We start from the raw sequence: 16,780 nt of genomic DNA on the forward strand, positions 1-16,780 counted from the left end.
TCATCAAGGTATATGACATGTCGTTTAAGGTACGTGAAGCTAACGCTAAGGATTACGATGCATGGTTAAGGCTCTGGAACGGATATTTGCAATTTTCTGGCAGTACGCTGAGCGATGACGTTACCTTATCGACCTGGCGTCGGGTGTTGTCTCCAGACTCTGATGTCATCTGCCGGCTTGCAGAAGCCGAACAGGGCGTGGTTGGTTTTGCGATGTGCGTGTTGCATGAGGGAACATGGGTAACAGAGCCTCATTGTTATCTTGAAGATCTTTTTGTTGATGAGCATATGCGCGGCCTTGGCGCGGGAAAAGCGCTGATTGAAGCGATATGTGAGGAAGCCCGGACGAAGTCATGGTCGAAAGTCTATTGGGTTACCAGAGACTCCAATCCTGCCCGGGCACTGTATGATAAGCTTGCCGTGCTGGATAATTTTGTCCGCTATACCGCCAAGCTGTAAATACAGCAATATTTCAACCCACATTCCAGGCTTCCGGCAAATCGCCGTCCGATGCTATTTTCATGGGCGGCTTTGCGGCAGATGCGAAAATCGCTAATCCCTTATCACTCTTTTCAACAGCTTGTAGTGCCGTTTATTTATTAAAAATGGCACTAACGGAAAGATGTCATTCAGCCTCCTCATGTATATCTCCATCTCACATACTCATTAAAAAAGGGCGCATGAAGATGCTGAGAGGCAAAAGAGCGGTTATTACCGGTGGTGGCGGGGGATTTGGCCATGCGCTTTGCGTGTGGTTAGCGCGAGAGGGCGTCGAAGTGGATTTTTGCGCGCGGCGGGTGGAGGATATTCAAAGAACCTGCAGCATCATTACTGCCGAAGGCGGCATTGCAAATGGGTATATCTGTGATTTAACCCGGCCGGAGTCCCTTTCTTCGTTTTCTTCACAGCTATTAACTTCAGACAAGCCCATCGACATTTTAATTCTCAATGCCGCTCAGTGGTTGTCAGGGACGTTAGACGATCAGCCTGACACAGAAATTATCACCACCATCAGTTCAGGCCTGACGGGTTCGATTTTACTCACCCAGGCATTGCTGCTAGGGTTAAGACGTTCAGACAGTGCTGATATCGTCTCCATTATCTCTTCATGCGGGATCCCGAATTTTACCGATTCAATTGCCCATCCCGCTTTTTTTGCCAGCAAGCATGGTCTTAGCGGGTTTACAACGAAAATGTCACAGCAGTTATCTGAAGAAAATATACGCGTTACCGGGCTGTACCCACCGGATTTCGAACTGACCGGGTTAGATACGGCTGTCGATAATCACTCCGCAATGGGGGAACGACTACTGGATGGGCGATCGATCTGGGAAACGATTCGTTTTGTGCTGACTCAACCGCGTAGTTGCCATATCAGTAGCATCTACTTTCAGGGGCCAACTCGCGAAGACCTGAGTAGTCGGGGCTGAGCCCGCTGAGGCTAAACAGAACGGCCATCGCCCACAAAAGGCCGTTTATTTAAATAGGGATGCTTCAGTGACTGCAAATCACTTGTCCGTAATCGCCATATAACGTTAAGGTAATAGCCTGTAATTATCACTTGCGGCCCATAATTCAGATGCGTAGATCAACGGATTATGTCCTTAAAGAGCAACAGCTTTTCCGCGACAAGCGTTTTATTTTTCTCGGCGAATCCATACATGGCGTAGCGGAATATACTCAATTAAGAAAAGATATAGCAGAGCGCTATTTTAAAAAATCGGCTGTATTGATATTTGAAGCGGATAGTAAAGGGATGTTATTTTCGCATCAACATAATGAAACTGCCATTTGCCGACTTCAAAACTTCCCCAGGATATTACGTACGCAGGAAACCTTAAATTTACTGACATGGGCAATATCAAGGCAAATTCCTTGTCTTGGAATTGACGCTATTCCTCGTCGAGCTGTAACTGAATTCACCCCGAAATGGCAATCCATTCAACAACGAAAAATTAATGAATATTTCAATGCCAGATCGGGAAGACACTTTTTTGCATGGCGTGACTTCAGTATGGCTGAAAATTTGATCAACTTAACTTCAGCGTATCCAGAACACCGGATGTTAATAATGCTTCACAATCTCCATATAAAACGGCGCGGTAGCCTTGAGAAGGCAGAATTACAGTTAAAATCCGTACGGGAGTATTTTGAGGATGCATTTCCCTGGCAAAGCCATTCTATTGCTCAGCTTGCCCAACGCGGTAGTGCTTTACACAATGATTTAACGCTGTTTGATTTTCAAATTACCGATCCTCTTTCTGTCGAACTTTTATCCGCTGCGGCTGCGTACACTTTGCTTACAGCGGAACAAATACCGGATGTCAGCACTGCCTGGCATCATGCTTTCGAACGTGAAACCGTCACACCCAAAAATCAGTATGAGGGGTGTTTTATTTTTAAAGAGGTGCATCCCCCGATAATTATTTCATTATAAAATTCAGAAGATTATGTATAACTTCGCTTCGCCAGCACCGCATTTCAGGCTTTAGCGAGCGGCTTCATGCGAAAACTGATGCCCATACGATTAATGGCATTCATAGTGGCAATAACGATGGTCAGTTCAACCAGATTTTTTTCACCGAATACAGAAAGCGCGGCGGAATAGGCTTTATCGCAAGCGTGTGTTTCACTGATACGGGTAATTTCTTCTGCCCATGCGAGCGCCGCTTGCTCTGTATCCGAGAATAAATAGCTCGCTTCTCGCCAGACAGGCACCAGGACTATCTTTTCGACGGACATACCAGCCTTGATAAGGTCGCGAGTATGTATATCGATACAATGCGCACAACCATTAATCTGTGAAACTGTTAAAAAGATTAAGTGAATAAGATCAGCGGGTAAATTTGTCCCGGTAGTAGCGTAATGATGGAGCGCTCCGATAGCCTTTCCACCTTCAGCAGAAACCTGAAACCAGTTTGGACGCTTCATACTTGTCTCTCCTTTTGAAATTGTTTAGGCACTCTGTTTATTATTCCAATGTCATAAAGAGCCATTACGACGAATTTGAATCAGCACGTCTGCTCAGACGTTGTGATATTAGCCATTCATGACATAAATAAAAGAGACAAATACTGAGTAAGAAGGTAGGACATTCACAGAAAAATTCTCTTCCAGTTAAACTGAGAGAACAATTCGTTAAAGACGATTCCTGGACGATGATTAAAACACGATTAATATCCGCTCCCCATTCATACCAAACCTTCAATCCAACGCGTCGTGCCTGTGGGGCACGCCTCCAGCTCATCTGCGCTTCAAAACAGCAAGCTTTTCGTTATCACTCCCCGAAGGCTTTTTCCTTTTTCGAAAATTATTTTTGAGATAATGGTTGACGAGGTAGAATGATCGTTCTACCTTTATCGTATGAACAAGAAAACGACCGATACCCGAGAAAAAATCCTCTCTAGCGCAGAGCAATTGATCTATCAAAACGGTATTCATGCCACCGGCATGGATCTTCTGGTCAAGACCTCAGGCGTAGCAAGGAAAAGTATTTATCGCTATTTCGCGACCAAGGATGACGTGGCTGCCGCCGCGTTGAATGAACGTGATGAACGCTGGATGCACTGGTTCAGAACTGAATCTGATAAAGGCGATACCCCTCAGGATCGCATTTTGAATATGTTCACTGTTCTCAGGGGCTGGTTTGAATCAGAAGGCTTTCGTGGTTGTGCATTTATCAACACAGCCGGGGAAGTAGGTGACCCTGACGATCCCGTTCGCCAGATAGCAAAGCTGCATAAACAGAAATTGCTGGATTACACGCTCGAACTCACAGAGCAATTAAATATCGAACAACCTGCCGCGCTGGCCAGACAGCTACTGATTCTTGTTGAAGGTGCTATCACCATGTCGTACGTAATGGGGGATTGCAGCGCCGCCGACAGCGCACAGGACGTGGCGAAAATCTTGCTGGAACAGGCCTCTTCATAACGCCTGCGTATCAAAAAATGATTTCTACTGATATATCCGAATTTACAGGAGGCTTCACCATGTCCGAACCACAAACCCGCCCGCCACTTCCTCCTTTCACTCGCGAATCGGCGATTGAAAAAGTGCGGCTCGCTGAAGATGGCTGGAACAGCCGCGATGCCGAAAAAGTCTCACTGGCGTACTCACTGGATACCAAATGGCGTAACCGCGCCGAGTTTGCCAATAACCGTGAAGAGGCCGAAGCATTCCTTGCCCGTAAATGGAAAAAGGAGCTTGAGTATCGTCTTATTAAAGAGTTATGGGCGTTTGACGGCAACCGCATTGCGGTCCGGTACGCTTACGAATGGCGTGATGACTCAGGCAACTGGTTCCGCTCTTACGGCAACGAAAACTGGGAATTTGAAGCAGACGGCCTGATGAAACGTCGCTTCGCCTGTATCAACGACATGCCTATCAAAGAGAGTGAACGCAAGTTCCACTGGCCGCTGGGACGCCGTCCGGATGACCATCCGGGTCTGTCGGAACTGGGTCTGTAAATTTGTCGCTAAGCCCCCGGATACTGTGGTAACCGGGGGCTTTTCTCAACGCAAAAGTAACGCCAGATGTTCATTCAAATCAGGTGTCGATTCCGTTGAGGTTAATGTCATCATGCGTTTGACTGGTCGTAACGTGACGCAAGTTTGTCGAGAAAGGTGAATAATTTCCTGTTCATTTCGCTGTAATCATTCGCCCGTAGTTCGTCTGGCGACTGGACGAAACGATAATCAGCAGCGCGGCGTAAATCGTTGTCGGAATGCGCTATCAATAATTCGACAACCTCCGGTGTCAGTTCCATATGACACTGAAACCCGTAAACCCGATCAGAATACGCGACGATCTGGCGTGGGCATCCCTCGCTCCAGGCGATAATTTCCGCCTCAGGCGTAAGCCCCGGCATATCGTTATGCCAGTGCCCAACGTCAAGGGTATTGCCGAAGTGAGAGAACATCTCGTTCATCGCACCTTTCTCGGTCATAAAAATGGGAAACGTGCCAATCTCTTTTTCCGGACTGTGAGCAAAAGGGGCACCCAATGCTTCGCCAATCAGTTGAGCGCCCAGGCAAACACCGATGACGGCTTTACCTGAATTCACCGCCGAGGCAATCAGCGCCTGCTCAGCGTGAGAATCAAAATGCGCGCACTCTTCCACACTGACGGAGGGATCCTGTGGGCCGCCCATGATGATCAACAGAGCGATGTCCCGCGCATCGGCGGGAAGTGGTTGACCGGCATAAACGCGGGAAAAGGTTATCTGATGGCCGCGACGCGTGGCCCAGATTTCGTAAGCGCCGGGCGCTTCGAAACGTTCATGAACGATAAAATGTACTCGCACAGATGTATGCTCCTGTAATACGGGTCATAAAGTTAATTAAGCGCGTTACCCGCCAACATGATCGCGCGGGTAAGATCAGCCAGGTCATGGTAAACAAGAGGTTCTTATCTGAAATGCCAGTCAGCATTGATAAAACGCCAAGACATGATGAAGCGACGGGTTGGTCAGGAACGGCCATTTCTTATCGCCGTGGAGAGGTCGATCCCGCGCATTACCATCTAGAAGGGCAGCTATTATTTGCTACCAGAGGCGTTATGCTGGTTGAAGCCGCTGACAGACAGTGGGTTATTCCCCCGCAGCGCGCCCTCTGGATCCCACCGCTTATGGTTCACTCTTACAGCGTTCTGTCAGACACGGAATTACGGGCTGTCTACGTCAGCAGTAGCCTGATTGCGGCCTGTACAAACTTCAGCAGGAACAGCCAGGTTCATACCATTAGTGCGACGCCACTGGTGAAAGAGCTCATAAATGGCCTTTTTACGGGTGAATATAACGCGCCGATAAAGCGAAAAATGGCGCTCTTACTGCTGGATATTCTCAGCGAGACATCCTCCGGGGGCGCAGAACTTCCCATGCCGCGTGATGAACGTTTATTTCGTGCCGCAAGAGAGCTGGTGTTCAGTCATCGCTGGGACGCGTCGCTGATTGACCTGGCTGACATTGCGAACATGTCGGAGCGGACCTTTTCACGCCAGTTTTTACGAGATACCGGGTTCAGCTTCCGGACATGGAAGCAGCGAGCCAGGATATACGCATCCTTAGATCTGCTCGCTGATAACGTCCCCGTAAAACAGATCGCCTATCAGCTCGGCTTCTCATGCCCTGCGGCGTTTTCTGCGGCATTCCGTTCTGTAATGGGGACAACGCCCGGTGAGTTTTAACCTGAGTACGGCGGGAAAGTGAAATAACGACCGGTAATCAATGCCGGTATCAGTCAAAGTAGGGTTTTAACATTTCTTCAGTCCAGTTCATAAACGCTCTTACACGCTGTGACAAGTTGCGCCGGTGCGCGACAACAAAAAACGCAGTGAGCGGCGCGGGACGAAAATTTGGCAACACTTCAACCAGCGCACCGCTTTTGATATGGGGGACGAGTGAGGAATAACCGCCCTGAATTAAGCCTAACCCCGCCAGTCCCGCCTCATGATAAGCTGGTACGCTGTTGACTCTCACTGTGCCTGGTAACATCAAAGACTGATAACCCTCGCCTGCCGGATACTCCCATCCGTCAGGTTTCGAACCAAAGTTGCGCATATAATGAACCATCCTGTGCCCCTGACTGAGAAGATCATCAATCGTTTGCGGAACACCGAAACGATCAAGATAGCGGGGACTGGCCGCGTTGATCATGCGCAGATGCCCCAATGGTCGTGCAATAAGCGTTTCATCAACAAGGGGGCCGAGGCGCACAACGCAGTCAAACCCTTCCTGCACCAGATCGACACGGCGGTCAGTACTTGAAAGCTCGATTTCCAGTTCAGGATGTACTTCCATCAGCTGCGGCAGAGCAGGGATGACCACGCTTTGTGCCAGTACCGCCGGCATATCAACGCGAATCCTTCCCTTTAATGACTGATCGCCGTGAGAGAACATGGATTTCAGTTCCTCAGCCTCCGAGAGAAAGTCGCGGGCGCGCGAATAAAAAACCCGTCCGTCTTCAGTTAGCTGTACTGTCCGCGTTGTTCGGTGCAGTAGCGTAGCGCCAATTTCCTGCTCGAGTTCACGTACCACCAGTGAAGCGCGTCCTTTCTGGATACCCAGACTTTCGGCTGCCTGCGTAAAGCTCTTCATTTCCGCCACGCGTGCAAAAATGATCAGGGGCTCCAGATTTTTCATTGTTCACCTTTTTGGTAACAGTGCGTTATTTTTCCCGCTATTTATGGCCATATTAATAGTTAATAGACTGCTTTCACAGCGCGTATCCCACATAACGCTGTGTGAAGGTATTGAAGATGATTCATCCCCTGAAAACTCACCTGTCTATGTACTTACGCTGGAATACCCAGCCGCTAACGAAGGATAAAAAACCATGAATAAAGGTTATCTCATCGCCCATGTAACCGTTTCAGACCCTGTCGCCTACGCTGAATATGCCAGAGCGGCGGCTGCGGCCATGCAGAATTTCAATCCGAAGATCATTGCCTGGTCCGGGCAGTACGAAAACCTTGAGGGAGAATCTCATGAACGGCATGTCGTTTTTGAGTTCGATTCCTTTGCTGAAGCTAAACGCTTTTATGAAAGTCCGGAATATCAGGCAGCAAGATCGCTACGTTCAGATGCCGCCAGCGGAACGTTTGTATTGGTTGAAGGCACCGATCTTTAACGCCCAGGGCTTTCATGGCCGTGAGTTCAGGGAGTAGAGGCAACGCGCCCCGTAAACAAGGGGGAGGTTAAACAGGCTTTTATCCTGATAAACAGGATGGCCTGCTACCGCGAACATAGACGCCATATCCACGCGGCCGGTGACGCTTCGTTCCGTTCATTGGCACGCTTGCATATGGCATCGACTGTGGTGGCAAGCCGATTTAGCTATCACAGGATCTCCCGCATTCAGAAATCCTCCTTCTGCACAAGGCGCACGGGATTATTGCCCTGGCAATGGGCGTCAGCGCTGTTTATTCCGCTGGCCCTGGCATGCTGATTAGCGGGTTCTGATTAACCTCCCTCAAACCTTCTTTTGCGGGGGAATATTTACATAAACCTGTCTGCGCCACCGGATGCTTCAATGGTCTGCCCGGTAACAAACTGATTCCTTTCGGAGAGCAGAAAGGCGGCAATTGCCGCAATATCTTCAGGCAGCCCGAAGCGGCCTACCGGCGTTTTCTCTTTTCCCAGCAATGCCATCACCTCGACATCGGTTTTATCGGCCAGTTCAGGGCGGCGATGGCGGACATTCGGCAGCATATTCTGCGCCCAGTTATCCGTCGCGACAGCGCCGACGCCAATGGCATTCACCAGAATGCCAGTCGCCGCCACGCTCAGGGCCAGGCTGCGGGTCAGGTTGTTGATAGCCGCGCTCAGTGCATGTGAGACGGTAAGTTGCGGGTTCGGGTAGATGCCGCCAATCGAGGAAATATTGACAATACGCCCCCAGTTTCGTTGTTGCATGGCGGGGATGACAGCCTTGCAAAAGCGTCGCATGGCGGAGAATTTGGTCTCAGTCATTAACTGCCAGTCCTCCTCGGAGGTGGTCAACAGCGTGCCCGCATGGGCTTTCCCGGCATTATTCACCAGCAGATCTACGTGCCCAAAAACCTTTTCCGCTTGTTCAACCACCCGCGAAGGCAGGCTGGGATCGGTCACATCCCCGGCGACCGGCAGTACCGAAACACCATATTTATCGGCGATCTTTTTCGCCGCCAGGATGAGTTCCGGTTCTTGTCTGGCGACCATCACGACATGCACCCCATTTGCAGCCAACTCTTCACAAATACTGAAACCAATCCCGGTTCGCGCTCCGGTTACCAGAGCCACTTTTCCTGTCAGTTTTAAATCCATTTTGTTACTCCTCACACTCAGCACCGTTAATAACATGAGAACTATTTCTCACCGATCTCGATTTCAGATGCTTGTGCCACATAATTCAGACGTCTGAAAAAAACGCGCAAAGCGTTGGGAACTGCCTCTGCTTATGCTGCAAAAAAGAGTGAATGTAGAGCGAGGTATGAGCAGTGCGTACGGAGAACCCTGAGCTTTCTTCAGCCAGAATCCTGATGCTGGCGATTATTTGCTGCATTGTGGTCGCGAATATTTATTTTAATCAATCCGTTCTGAATCTGATTGCGGCTAGCTTTCCCCATGAATGGGTTGCTGTTTCGTTGATTCCCATGGCTACGCAGTCAGGTTATGCGGCGGGTTTATTCTTGCTGATCCCCTTAGGTGATTATATTGAGCGCCAGAGGCTAATCCTGCGCCAGGCTCAGGTGCTCTTCCTGGCGCTGATCGGCATGATGTTAGCCCCAACGGCGACAGTGCTGGTGTGCTTCTCTTTCCTGACGGGGATGGCGGCAACCGTGGCTCAACAAATCGTGCCGCTTGCTGCCTCTCTTTCGAAAGTCTCTTCGCGGGGCAAAACAGTAGGCACCGTGATGAGCGGCGTCCTCGCGGGCATTCTTGCTGGTCGGGCTATCGGAGGCTTTATCGGTCAGTATTTCGACTGGCGTGGCGTCTTTTTGTCCGGTGCGGTCATGACATTGCTGGCGCTATTTTTCATCGCGCGCATTTTGCCTTCTCAGTCGTTGCCGACACCCACGTTTCATTATCCGGCGGTGTTACGTTCATTAGGTGAACTGTGGAAAAGCGAGCCGCAGGTGCGTGATGCAACACTGACACAAGCCATGCTGTTTGCCTCCTTCAGCATGCTGTGGACCGTGCTCCCTTTCTGGTTAGCGTATCGCTACGATTATGGGGCTGGGGTCACCGGAAGCCTTGCTGCACTGGGGTTAATCGGTATTTTGTGTGCGCCTCTGGCAGGCAGTTTCAGCGATCGCCAGGGACCCTTCCGGATGGTGGTTTTGGGTGTGTTACTCATGCTATTTGCCTGGGTTGTTCTCTGGGCCTGGAACAGCATGGCGGGTTTGGTGGTGGGCATTTTACTGCTGGACGCGGGTGAACAATGTGTACTGATAGCGAACCAGCACACAATTTATTCTTTGCGCCCGGATGCCAGAAACCGTCTTAATACACTCTTTATGAGCATCATGTTTATGGGCGGGGCAGGCGGTTCACTGGCTGCCGCCTGGGTTTGGGAGGCCACGCATAGCTGGACGCTGATCGCTTCAGCAGGTGCCGGGCTCGTGATGATGGGGATGTTAATTGCGGTCAGACGTCAACATTCACGTTCCCAGGCGGGCACATAGTGCGATAGCCTTTCTGACATCCGTTGCCCTGTCTGAACCATCGACATCATGTAAAACATCTTCGATTAACTGCTTAGCCGCTAATGTTTCCCCGTCTTGCGCCTGCAATGTAGCCAGTGAATAAGCAATGCGCAGAGCCCAGCCGTGCGCCTGCTGTTGACCCGCTTTGCGCAGCGCCTGTTCCAGCAACTGGCGCTGTTCCTGCGGCGGCAATTGTGTGGCGGAAAGGCGCATTAGCTCAGGCGCGCACCAGTTTTCATGATCCAACGTGGCGGTTTGCTGCGCCAGACTGGTATCAATTTCCGACAACAAGGGCGAGTATTGCCAGTCCAGCCCCATTGCTCGCAATGAGCTAAACAGCGTGGTTTGACTCGCATCGCTATGGCTGAACTGTTTGGCCCAGACAAGAAACAGCTCGCCATAGGTTTTCCAGAAATAGAGATCGTGTTTTTCTGCCAGACGAATCAGCCAGTTTGCGGCCTTTATCACCCAGCGTGGGTTGCGATCCAGTGCGGCTGTCATACAGGCACCTTCCGCCAGGGCGCAGCAAAGCGAGCAGGCATGCTGTAATCGTGCGGCTTTTTTCACACTGCGCCATGCCATCCGTTTTGCGGCTTTATACTCGCCCTGTACCCAGAGCAAACGAGACAGAAAAGCCAGACCGGCTATCTCCTGATCAAGACCAAAACGGAAAGCGCGGCTTACGCTCTCCCGATCGTACCAGGCCAGGGATTGCTGCAAGTCATTACGACCAGCGACATGCTGACCTGAGAAATGCAGCGATACGCCGAGAATACGCAGCCCGGTAGCCTGCGCCTCTGCGTCATTATTGGATCGAGCGAGTTCATACATCGACTGCGCATGCTGACGTGATTTATTCAGTTCGCCCGTGCGCAGGCAATACAGCCATAAGCCGTAATGCGCCTGTAAACGTATCTCTTTGTCGTCGAGCTTTTCTGCCAGTGTCAGTGCGGTTTGCCAGGCTGAATGGGTTTGCGATGTCGGGCCCTTTGCCCAGGTCGATGCCTTACCCGCTGCGGCGCAGAGGTGCATTCTCTGGCGTTGCGTTAAGACAATCTGCGAATTTTTTTCATCTAACAGCGGGTAAATATGACGCTGACATTCATCATAAAGTGAATATTCAATCCAGAACGGCGTCATCGCCTGTAAGATCTCAAGCCCCGTAGAGGTATCTCGCCCGTCAGTTAATGTTTGCTGTAAAACACGCCGCAAATCATTAAGGATGTAGCTATAGCGTTCCCGCCACTGTTCCGTTGCCAGCATCAGCCAGTCATTGCGGGCCTGCTCCACCAGGACTTTATAATAATCGACAAAACGGGCCATAAGTCGGTCATATTCCCCCGCTTGCCTGAGTTTATTGCAGGCGAACTGGCGCATGGTTTCCAGCAAACGAAAACGGGTTACAGGCACCTGACTGGTAGCCTGAATCAGTGACAGGGACAGCAGCCGTTGCAGATCGTCAATAACCTGCCAGCCGTGCTTGTCCTGAGTTTCAAGAAAGTCATTGACTGATTTCACACTGAACGTATCGGTAAAAATGCCCAGCGTTCTGAATAACTGCTGCTCGTGCGCGTTGAGTAACTGATACGTCCACTCCAGCGTAGTCACTATTTTCTGGTGCCGGGGAACCCGCGAATTGTGCGTATTGCTTAGTAGCTGGAAACGATCCTCCAGCCGGGTATAAATCTCACTGACGCTCATGACAGGCAGACGAGAGGCGGCAAGTTCAATGGCTAACGGCAAGCCGTCAAGATGGCGGCATACTTCGCCAATCATCGACAGCTCACTGTCTGAGGGATGGAAATCATGCCGGTTGGCCTGTACGCGCTCGATAAATAAATGAACGCTGGCAAAAGACATTAACGCCGGGTTATCGGTTATTTTCCTTTCCGGAACCGGCAATGGCGGCAGTAAATATTGTTGCTCGCCAGCAATCTGTAATGCCAGTTGGCTGGTCAGCAGCAGTTTGATATGGGGAGCCAGCGTCAGGAGTAACGTTATGACGGGTTCCAGTTCATTAATAACGTGTTCACCGTTATCGATCAGCAGTAAACACCGACGCCGCGCAAGCTTCTGGCGTAAATCGGCGTCCTGCTCAACGGTCGCCAGCGGAAGGTGTAACGCTTGTGAAAAAACCGAGAGCAAGCCGGATGCTTCGGTGATATGCGCCAGTTCTGCCACGCATATTCCATCAGGAAAATGCGTGTGCACAAGATTGACGACTTCCCACGCCAGACGCGTTTTCCCTACGCCGCCGGAACCGGTAATCGTCACCAGCTGGTGACGATTTAGCAAGGCGCAGACATCCTGCACGGCCTTATCACGCCCTAAAATCGACGCCAGAACAGGGGAAACAACCGGGGCAGGGAGTGCGGACTTAGGTAGAGCCTGCAACGGTACACTATGGGTGTTAAACCGGTAACCCGAACCAAATTCAGTAACAAGCAGATGCCGATCATGGCCCAGTATGCGGCGTATAGCGGAAATATGTGCCTGAAGATTATTTTCTTCGACAATTTCATTTCCCCATACCTGAGTAAGTAAAGCCTCTTTGCTTACCGCTTTACCTTCAGCTTTCAGCAGAACAACCAGAACATCAAACGCTCTGGCCGAAATTCTTACTGGCTTACCCCGGTGCAACAGGATCCTTAGCTGGGGCCAGATTTGCCACTCAGCAAAGTGAATCTCATCGGCTGTTATCATGGTTTAAGATCTTTAGTTTTTGACCGTCACGACATCATACTGTGCGCAGAAAGCCATTTCATGAAAGTCATTATCAGAATCAGGTCATGCAGGATATCTCCTGCCCGATCTGTGTTTAGCCCGCGCTACCCTGAACCGCGCATGATTATAGAACCGCGGCCTGACGCTGCCATAGCCCGGCGTGCATCCTGTGGCTGAAAAGCATCATCCTACAAGCACTGATGCATCGTTCTTGTCCGAAAAGCGCTCAAGTTATCCGGTTTTATGCCGTTAGTTATAGCGTTGTACGAATTCACATCAATAAGCGCAGCGATCTTTTCCGCAGTGTTCCGGGTTGTGAGGTGCTACGGGAAAAAGCTGTATAGGCTCACCGGGGATCCACTTTACATCTCAGGTCCTGGGGAAATGGATTTTATGATCATCAATACATCCACAGTAAAATACACACAGACGCAAAGCACCTCTGACGATATTTCAAAAGCGACGAGCTCTCAGCCTGTACAGACGTCAAATAAGACGCCAGCAGCATCAGGGCAAACGACTCTCAGCGGGATGGGGCTGCTGATGTCCCGTCTGTTCGGCAATACTGACAGCAATCCGCCCGTACAAACCCAACTGACGAAAGACACGATGGGCATGTCTGCAGTTAATTTTCTGACCAATAATGACCGCAACACACTGGCCGGGTTGTATGCGCAGGCACAGCAACAGGGAACGGATCTGCGTTATGTGGACGATCTTGCCCGCGATTTTGGGAGTTACCGTATGTTTAATGGCGTGATGGCAAACCTGAACGACGGCAATATGTATGACAACGGCGGGCATGTGCTGACCTACAAATTTATCGCAGAAGATGAGGCGACAGCATCACGTATTCTGAACGGAGGTAATCTGTCTGGCTCCGTTCTGGATGAAGGTTTTTTACGCTATGAACTGGACCCCGGATATTCTCCGACGCATTCGGCAAACTTTACATTTATTGAAAGCATCGTTAATCAGTCCGGCAAAAATGCTGCTGGCAAGGAACAGGTTTCCGACACGCAGTTTTCGGTCTATCAGCAAAAAGGGAATCAAAACTTTATTGTTGAGGCGGCCAGTGAAGTGACGTTGAAAACACCGGAGCCTGATTACGGCAGCGTAGATGGTAAATTTTTTGTTACCGCAACCGGGCTGAAACATGGCTTCCGCCTTGAAGGGGGGAAAGTGGTACAGCATCCCGTAGACTTGTTCCAGAATCTGTCAAAAACGCCAAAAACCTTACTGGAATATTTTTTGAAAGCTGACACGGCTGACAAAAAGACTCTCGATATTTCACAGCCACTTTTCAATTTCTTTTACGCTACTGAATCTCTTGAAGAAAAACATGAATAACAGGCCGTTACTCAGCCGAACGCTGCGGACACTCTGAAAAACCTGGTCACCGGCCGTAACGTGACTCCCGTCGGCATACATGTCGCCTCTGGTTTGCGAGGCGACTCCAGCCTGTTCCGTGATAACTAACCATTCACAGCGCCAGCGGACGCTTTGTCTAAGGCCGGGCGTAAGTCTCTTGCCGCATCAGAGTTTGAATATGTGGCCATATCTGTCTGTCTTTCGGCATCATGCCTTTTGTATCTTGTTACCTTGCCTGACAAAGAAAGTACGAACGCGCATGTTGCTGTCCGTACCATTTTGTTTCATCAGAATGTACGCATCTTGATGAAAATAATATGGATATCAGCAAAATAAATTCTTCCAGGGAAATAACCCATTACGCCGATATTGTCTTTTATAGAAACAACGTGTGGCACATTAAAAATGTGAGCGGCAGATCGTTTTTTTCTAAAACGTCATTTTGTCCTGTGGAATGCGTTTTTATATGAAAACGCGGCACGATTTAAATTAAAGAATTTCAAATAAATGTCGTTATTACACCTAATTCAACCAGACGAGTGCCGCCATTATGACATGGAAAAATACCCAGGGCCGAATAGGCCTGCTGCTTATAAGCTTTTTCGTTATCTTATTGATAGTTACCTATATCGTTATCAAGCTATTCGTCTCCCCGCAGATTATTGAAACTGAAACCAAAAATATTCAGGCGACGGTTGAATTACAAAGTAACGCGATTAAAGAGCAGATGAACCGTGTTAAGGCACAGCAACGCTCCATTACTGAACTGGTTGTCGGTCTGCAAAGTGAGCAAATCGACGGATTACTACCGCACCTGGTTAACCAATACGGGGATTTAAACGTATTCGGCGGTGGGATTTGGCCTCTTCCTGGTCAGCGTGATCCGGCCCGGGACAAATTCAGTACCTTCTATGCCCGCGACGGAGGCGGCAATCTGCAGGTCAACACCGTCTGGAACCAGCCGGAATCGGCAAAATACTGGGAACAACCCTGGTATAAAGACGGCATGAATGCGCCGAAAGGCGAGTGTGCGTGGGCGAAAGCCTATCAGGATGCGGCGAGTCCGCAGCCTCGCACTAACTGTGCAATGGCGATCTGGAAAGACGGCAAAGTCTGGGGCGTGGCGACCATCGACGTGACGCTGGGCTTCTTTAACCAGCTGGCTGTCGACATGGGCAAAGCGGTAAACGGCAGCGTACTGATTGTTGAAGCGGACGGCAAAATCGTCGGTAACGGCTCTTCCGTACAGGATAAACCTGCGCTCTCAAATGTCCGCGATCTCGGTATTCCGGCAGCGGCACCGTTAGTTAGCCTGTTAGGCCAGGGTAAAACAACGGAAGTGCGCGGGAGCTATGACGGTGAAGATGGGGCGCATTCCCTGTTTGTTCTGCCCATTAGTGGCAGCCCGTGGTTTATGGCGGTTGATATTCCGAGCAGCCACCTGGTGAGTATGTCTGACGCTATTATGACTAAGCTCACCATCGTGCAGGCGATTATCGGAATTCTTATCGTCTTTATCATGATGATTATTGTGCGCAATATTTTCCATAATGTGACGTTGCTCAATCGTAATATTGAAGCGCTTTCCAGCGGCGGTGCGGATTTAACGCAGCGTCTTGCGCAAAGTAAGAGCCCGGAATTTAACGCCATTATCAACAACTTCAATAAGTTTATTTCGTTCCTTAATGAGCTGATGCAGCAGGTAGGGAATAGCACGATGGCGATTTCATCGGCTTCGCGCCAGATTGCCAGCGGTAACATGAACCTCTCTTCGCGCACCGAAGATCAATCGGCCTCGATCGTGGAAACGGCAGCTTCTATGGAAGAACTGACCAGCACCGTGCGCCTTAACGCAGAGAACGCGTTACAGGCGAACAAACTGGCGGAAGAGGCTTCGGCGGTGGCGAAACAAGGGGCCAGTGTGGTTAACAACGTGGTTTCCACGATGAATAACATCAATGAGTCCTCCTCTAAAGTGGTGGAAATCATCAGTGTGATTGACGGCATTGCCTTCCAGACCAACATCCTGGCGCTTAACGCCGCGGTAGAGGCGGCAAGGGCGGGTGAGCACGGACGTGGCTTCGCTGTGGTGGCCGGTGAAGTTCGTTCACTGGCGCAGCGCAGCGCCCGCTCCGCTCAGGAGATCAAAAAACTGATTGAAGAGTCGGTGAGCAGCATTGAGCAGGGCAGCGGACTGGTTCGTCAGGCGGGGACAACGATGGACGGCCTGATGGAAAAAGTTGAAAGCGTGGGCGTGCTGATCTCAGAAATCAGCTCTTCCAGCGATGAACAAAGTCGTGGGATTGCCCAGATCAACATCGCCATCAACCAGCTCGATAGCGCCACGCAGCAGAATGCGGCGCTGGTGGAAGAGGTGGCGGCCGCCGCGCAGTCGATGGAAGAACAAACTGTTCAGCTCGAAAACGTGGTTGGTAGCTTCAAGCTCTGACATAAAAATAGCCGACTCTACAGAGTCGGCTTTCTTGTAGCTTGCGTCAGTC

Annotated in this window: 15 protein-coding genes; 10 read left to right on the forward strand and 5 right to left on the reverse strand. The window is 50.2% G+C overall.

The genetic code is table 11. The annotated features are described in order from the left end of the window. Window positions 1-17: 17 nt before the first annotated feature. The 3 genes from JKP81_RS18075 to JKP81_RS18085 all read left to right on the forward strand — a co-directional run bounded on the left by JKP81_RS18075 (window position 18) and on the right by JKP81_RS18085 (window position 2,436). Complete coding sequence (locus JKP81_RS18075; RefSeq protein ID WP_200552807.1) at window positions 18-458, forward strand: GNAT family N-acetyltransferase; 441 nt, start codon at window positions 18-20, stop codon at window positions 456-458. A gap of 227 nt (window positions 459-685) precedes the next feature. After that, window positions 686-1,429: an SDR family oxidoreductase gene (locus JKP81_RS18080; RefSeq protein ID WP_200552901.1), complete on the forward strand. Its 744-nt coding sequence runs from the start codon at window positions 686-688 to the stop codon at window positions 1,427-1,429. Between the two features lie 149 nt (window positions 1,430-1,578). After that, entirely contained in the window at window positions 1,579-2,436 is an 858-nt protein-coding gene (locus JKP81_RS18085; protein ID WP_200552808.1) for a hypothetical protein, read from the forward strand. Between the two features lie 44 nt (window positions 2,437-2,480). Here the strand turns inward: JKP81_RS18085 and JKP81_RS18090 are convergent, their stop codons facing one another. Beyond that, window positions 2,481-2,930: a carboxymuconolactone decarboxylase family protein gene (locus JKP81_RS18090; protein ID WP_200552809.1), complete on the reverse strand. Its 450-nt coding sequence runs from the start codon at window positions 2,928-2,930 to the stop codon at window positions 2,481-2,483. A gap of 432 nt (window positions 2,931-3,362) precedes the next feature. On the opposite strand from JKP81_RS18090, the gene JKP81_RS18095 reads away from it, so the two are divergent. Both JKP81_RS18095 and JKP81_RS18100 read left to right on the forward strand, forming a co-directional pair. Then, the gene (locus tag JKP81_RS18095; protein ID WP_200552810.1) at window positions 3,363-3,932 is read left to right on the forward strand and encodes a TetR/AcrR family transcriptional regulator; all 570 of its coding nucleotides are present in this window, start codon (window positions 3,363-3,365) and stop codon (window positions 3,930-3,932) included. 59 nt (window positions 3,933-3,991) lie between these two features. Next, the gene (locus JKP81_RS18100) at window positions 3,992-4,468 is read left to right on the forward strand and encodes a nuclear transport factor 2 family protein (protein ID WP_200552811.1); all 477 of its coding nucleotides are present in this window, start codon (window positions 3,992-3,994) and stop codon (window positions 4,466-4,468) included. Window positions 4,469-4,578: 110 nt separating this feature from the next. On the opposite strand, the gene JKP81_RS18105 is transcribed toward JKP81_RS18100, so the two are convergent. Then, the gene (locus JKP81_RS18105) at window positions 4,579-5,304 is read right to left on the reverse strand and encodes a type 1 glutamine amidotransferase (RefSeq protein WP_200552812.1); all 726 of its coding nucleotides are present in this window, start codon (window positions 5,302-5,304) and stop codon (window positions 4,579-4,581) included. A 113-nt stretch (window positions 5,305-5,417) separates the two neighbouring features. On the opposite strand from JKP81_RS18105, the gene JKP81_RS18110 reads away from it, so the two are divergent. After that, window positions 5,418-6,185: a helix-turn-helix domain-containing protein gene (locus JKP81_RS18110; RefSeq protein WP_200552813.1), complete on the forward strand. Its 768-nt coding sequence runs from the start codon at window positions 5,418-5,420 to the stop codon at window positions 6,183-6,185. 49 nt (window positions 6,186-6,234) lie between these two features. Here JKP81_RS18110 and JKP81_RS18115 read toward each other — a convergent pair whose 3' ends face one another. Then, a complete protein-coding gene (locus tag JKP81_RS18115; protein WP_200552814.1) occupies window positions 6,235-7,140 on the reverse strand; it encodes a LysR family transcriptional regulator in 906 nt (301 codons plus the stop codon). A 193-nt stretch (window positions 7,141-7,333) separates the two neighbouring features. On the opposite strand from JKP81_RS18115, the gene JKP81_RS18120 reads away from it, so the two are divergent. Next, window positions 7,334-7,627 (forward strand): DUF1330 domain-containing protein, encoded by a 294-nt coding sequence (locus JKP81_RS18120; RefSeq protein ID WP_065368780.1) that lies wholly within the window; start codon window positions 7,334-7,336, stop codon window positions 7,625-7,627. Window positions 7,628-7,995: 368 nt separating this feature from the next. On the opposite strand, the gene JKP81_RS18125 is transcribed toward JKP81_RS18120, so the two are convergent. Beyond that, window positions 7,996-8,802 carry an SDR family NAD(P)-dependent oxidoreductase gene (locus JKP81_RS18125; protein ID WP_200552815.1) on the reverse strand — a complete coding sequence of 269 codons (807 nt, stop codon included), beginning with the start codon at window positions 8,800-8,802 and terminating at the stop codon, window positions 7,996-7,998. Window positions 8,803-8,975: 173 nt separating this feature from the next. Between JKP81_RS18125 and JKP81_RS18130 the strand changes: the two genes are divergently transcribed. Beyond that, window positions 8,976-10,163 carry an MFS transporter gene (locus tag JKP81_RS18130; RefSeq protein WP_200552816.1) on the forward strand — a complete coding sequence of 396 codons (1,188 nt, stop codon included), beginning with the start codon at window positions 8,976-8,978 and terminating at the stop codon, window positions 10,161-10,163. Here JKP81_RS18130 and JKP81_RS18135 read toward each other — a convergent pair. After that, window positions 10,140-12,887 carry a winged helix-turn-helix domain-containing protein gene (locus tag JKP81_RS18135; protein ID WP_200552817.1) on the reverse strand — a complete coding sequence of 916 codons (2,748 nt, stop codon included), beginning with the start codon at window positions 12,885-12,887 and terminating at the stop codon, window positions 10,140-10,142. The genes JKP81_RS18130 and JKP81_RS18135 overlap by 24 nt on opposite strands. A gap of 405 nt (window positions 12,888-13,292) precedes the next feature. On the opposite strand from JKP81_RS18135, the gene JKP81_RS18140 reads away from it, so the two are divergent. Then, the gene (locus JKP81_RS18140; RefSeq protein WP_234455709.1) at window positions 13,293-14,258 is read left to right on the forward strand and encodes a hypothetical protein; all 966 of its coding nucleotides are present in this window, start codon (window positions 13,293-13,295) and stop codon (window positions 14,256-14,258) included. Between the two features lie 571 nt (window positions 14,259-14,829). After that, on the forward strand, window positions 14,830-16,728 hold the full coding sequence (locus tag JKP81_RS18145; protein ID WP_200552818.1) for a methyl-accepting chemotaxis protein: 1,899 nt from the start codon (window positions 14,830-14,832) through the stop codon (window positions 16,726-16,728). Window positions 16,729-16,780: the final 52 nt, after the last annotated feature.

Source organism: Kosakonia sp. LAM2021 (genome assembly GCF_016620385.1).
GTDB classification, from domain to species: domain Bacteria; phylum Pseudomonadota; class Gammaproteobacteria; order Enterobacterales; family Enterobacteriaceae; genus Kosakonia; species Kosakonia sacchari.

Coding starts and splice junctions, on each gene's coding strand:
- JKP81_RS18125 (WP_200552815.1), bottom strand. CDS start 8,802: ATGGATTTAAAACTGACAGGAAAAGTGGCTCTGGTAACCGGAGCGCGA.
- JKP81_RS18135 (WP_200552817.1), bottom strand. CDS start 12,887: ATGATAACAGCCGATGAGATTCACTTTGCTGAGTGGCAAATCTGGCCC.
- JKP81_RS18095 (WP_200552810.1), top strand. CDS start 3,363: ATGAACAAGAAAACGACCGATACCCGAGAAAAAATCCTCTCTAGCGCA.
- JKP81_RS18120 (WP_065368780.1), top strand. CDS start 7,334: ATGAATAAAGGTTATCTCATCGCCCATGTAACCGTTTCAGACCCTGTC.
- JKP81_RS18090 (WP_200552809.1), bottom strand. CDS start 2,930: ATGAAGCGTCCAAACTGGTTTCAGGTTTCTGCTGAAGGTGGAAAGGCT.
- JKP81_RS18085 (WP_200552808.1), top strand. CDS start 1,579: ATGCGTAGATCAACGGATTATGTCCTTAAAGAGCAACAGCTTTTCCGC.
- JKP81_RS18115 (WP_200552814.1), bottom strand. CDS start 7,140: ATGAAAAATCTGGAGCCCCTGATCATTTTTGCACGCGTGGCGGAAATG.
- JKP81_RS18100 (WP_200552811.1), top strand. CDS start 3,992: ATGTCCGAACCACAAACCCGCCCGCCACTTCCTCCTTTCACTCGCGAA.
- JKP81_RS18075 (WP_200552807.1), top strand. CDS start 18: ATGTCGTTTAAGGTACGTGAAGCTAACGCTAAGGATTACGATGCATGG.
- JKP81_RS18110 (WP_200552813.1), top strand. CDS start 5,418: ATGCCAGTCAGCATTGATAAAACGCCAAGACATGATGAAGCGACGGGT.
- JKP81_RS18080 (WP_200552901.1), top strand. CDS start 686: ATGCTGAGAGGCAAAAGAGCGGTTATTACCGGTGGTGGCGGGGGATTT.
- JKP81_RS18145 (WP_200552818.1), top strand. CDS start 14,830: ATGACATGGAAAAATACCCAGGGCCGAATAGGCCTGCTGCTTATAAGC.
- JKP81_RS18140 (WP_234455709.1), top strand. CDS start 13,293: ATGGATTTTATGATCATCAATACATCCACAGTAAAATACACACAGACG.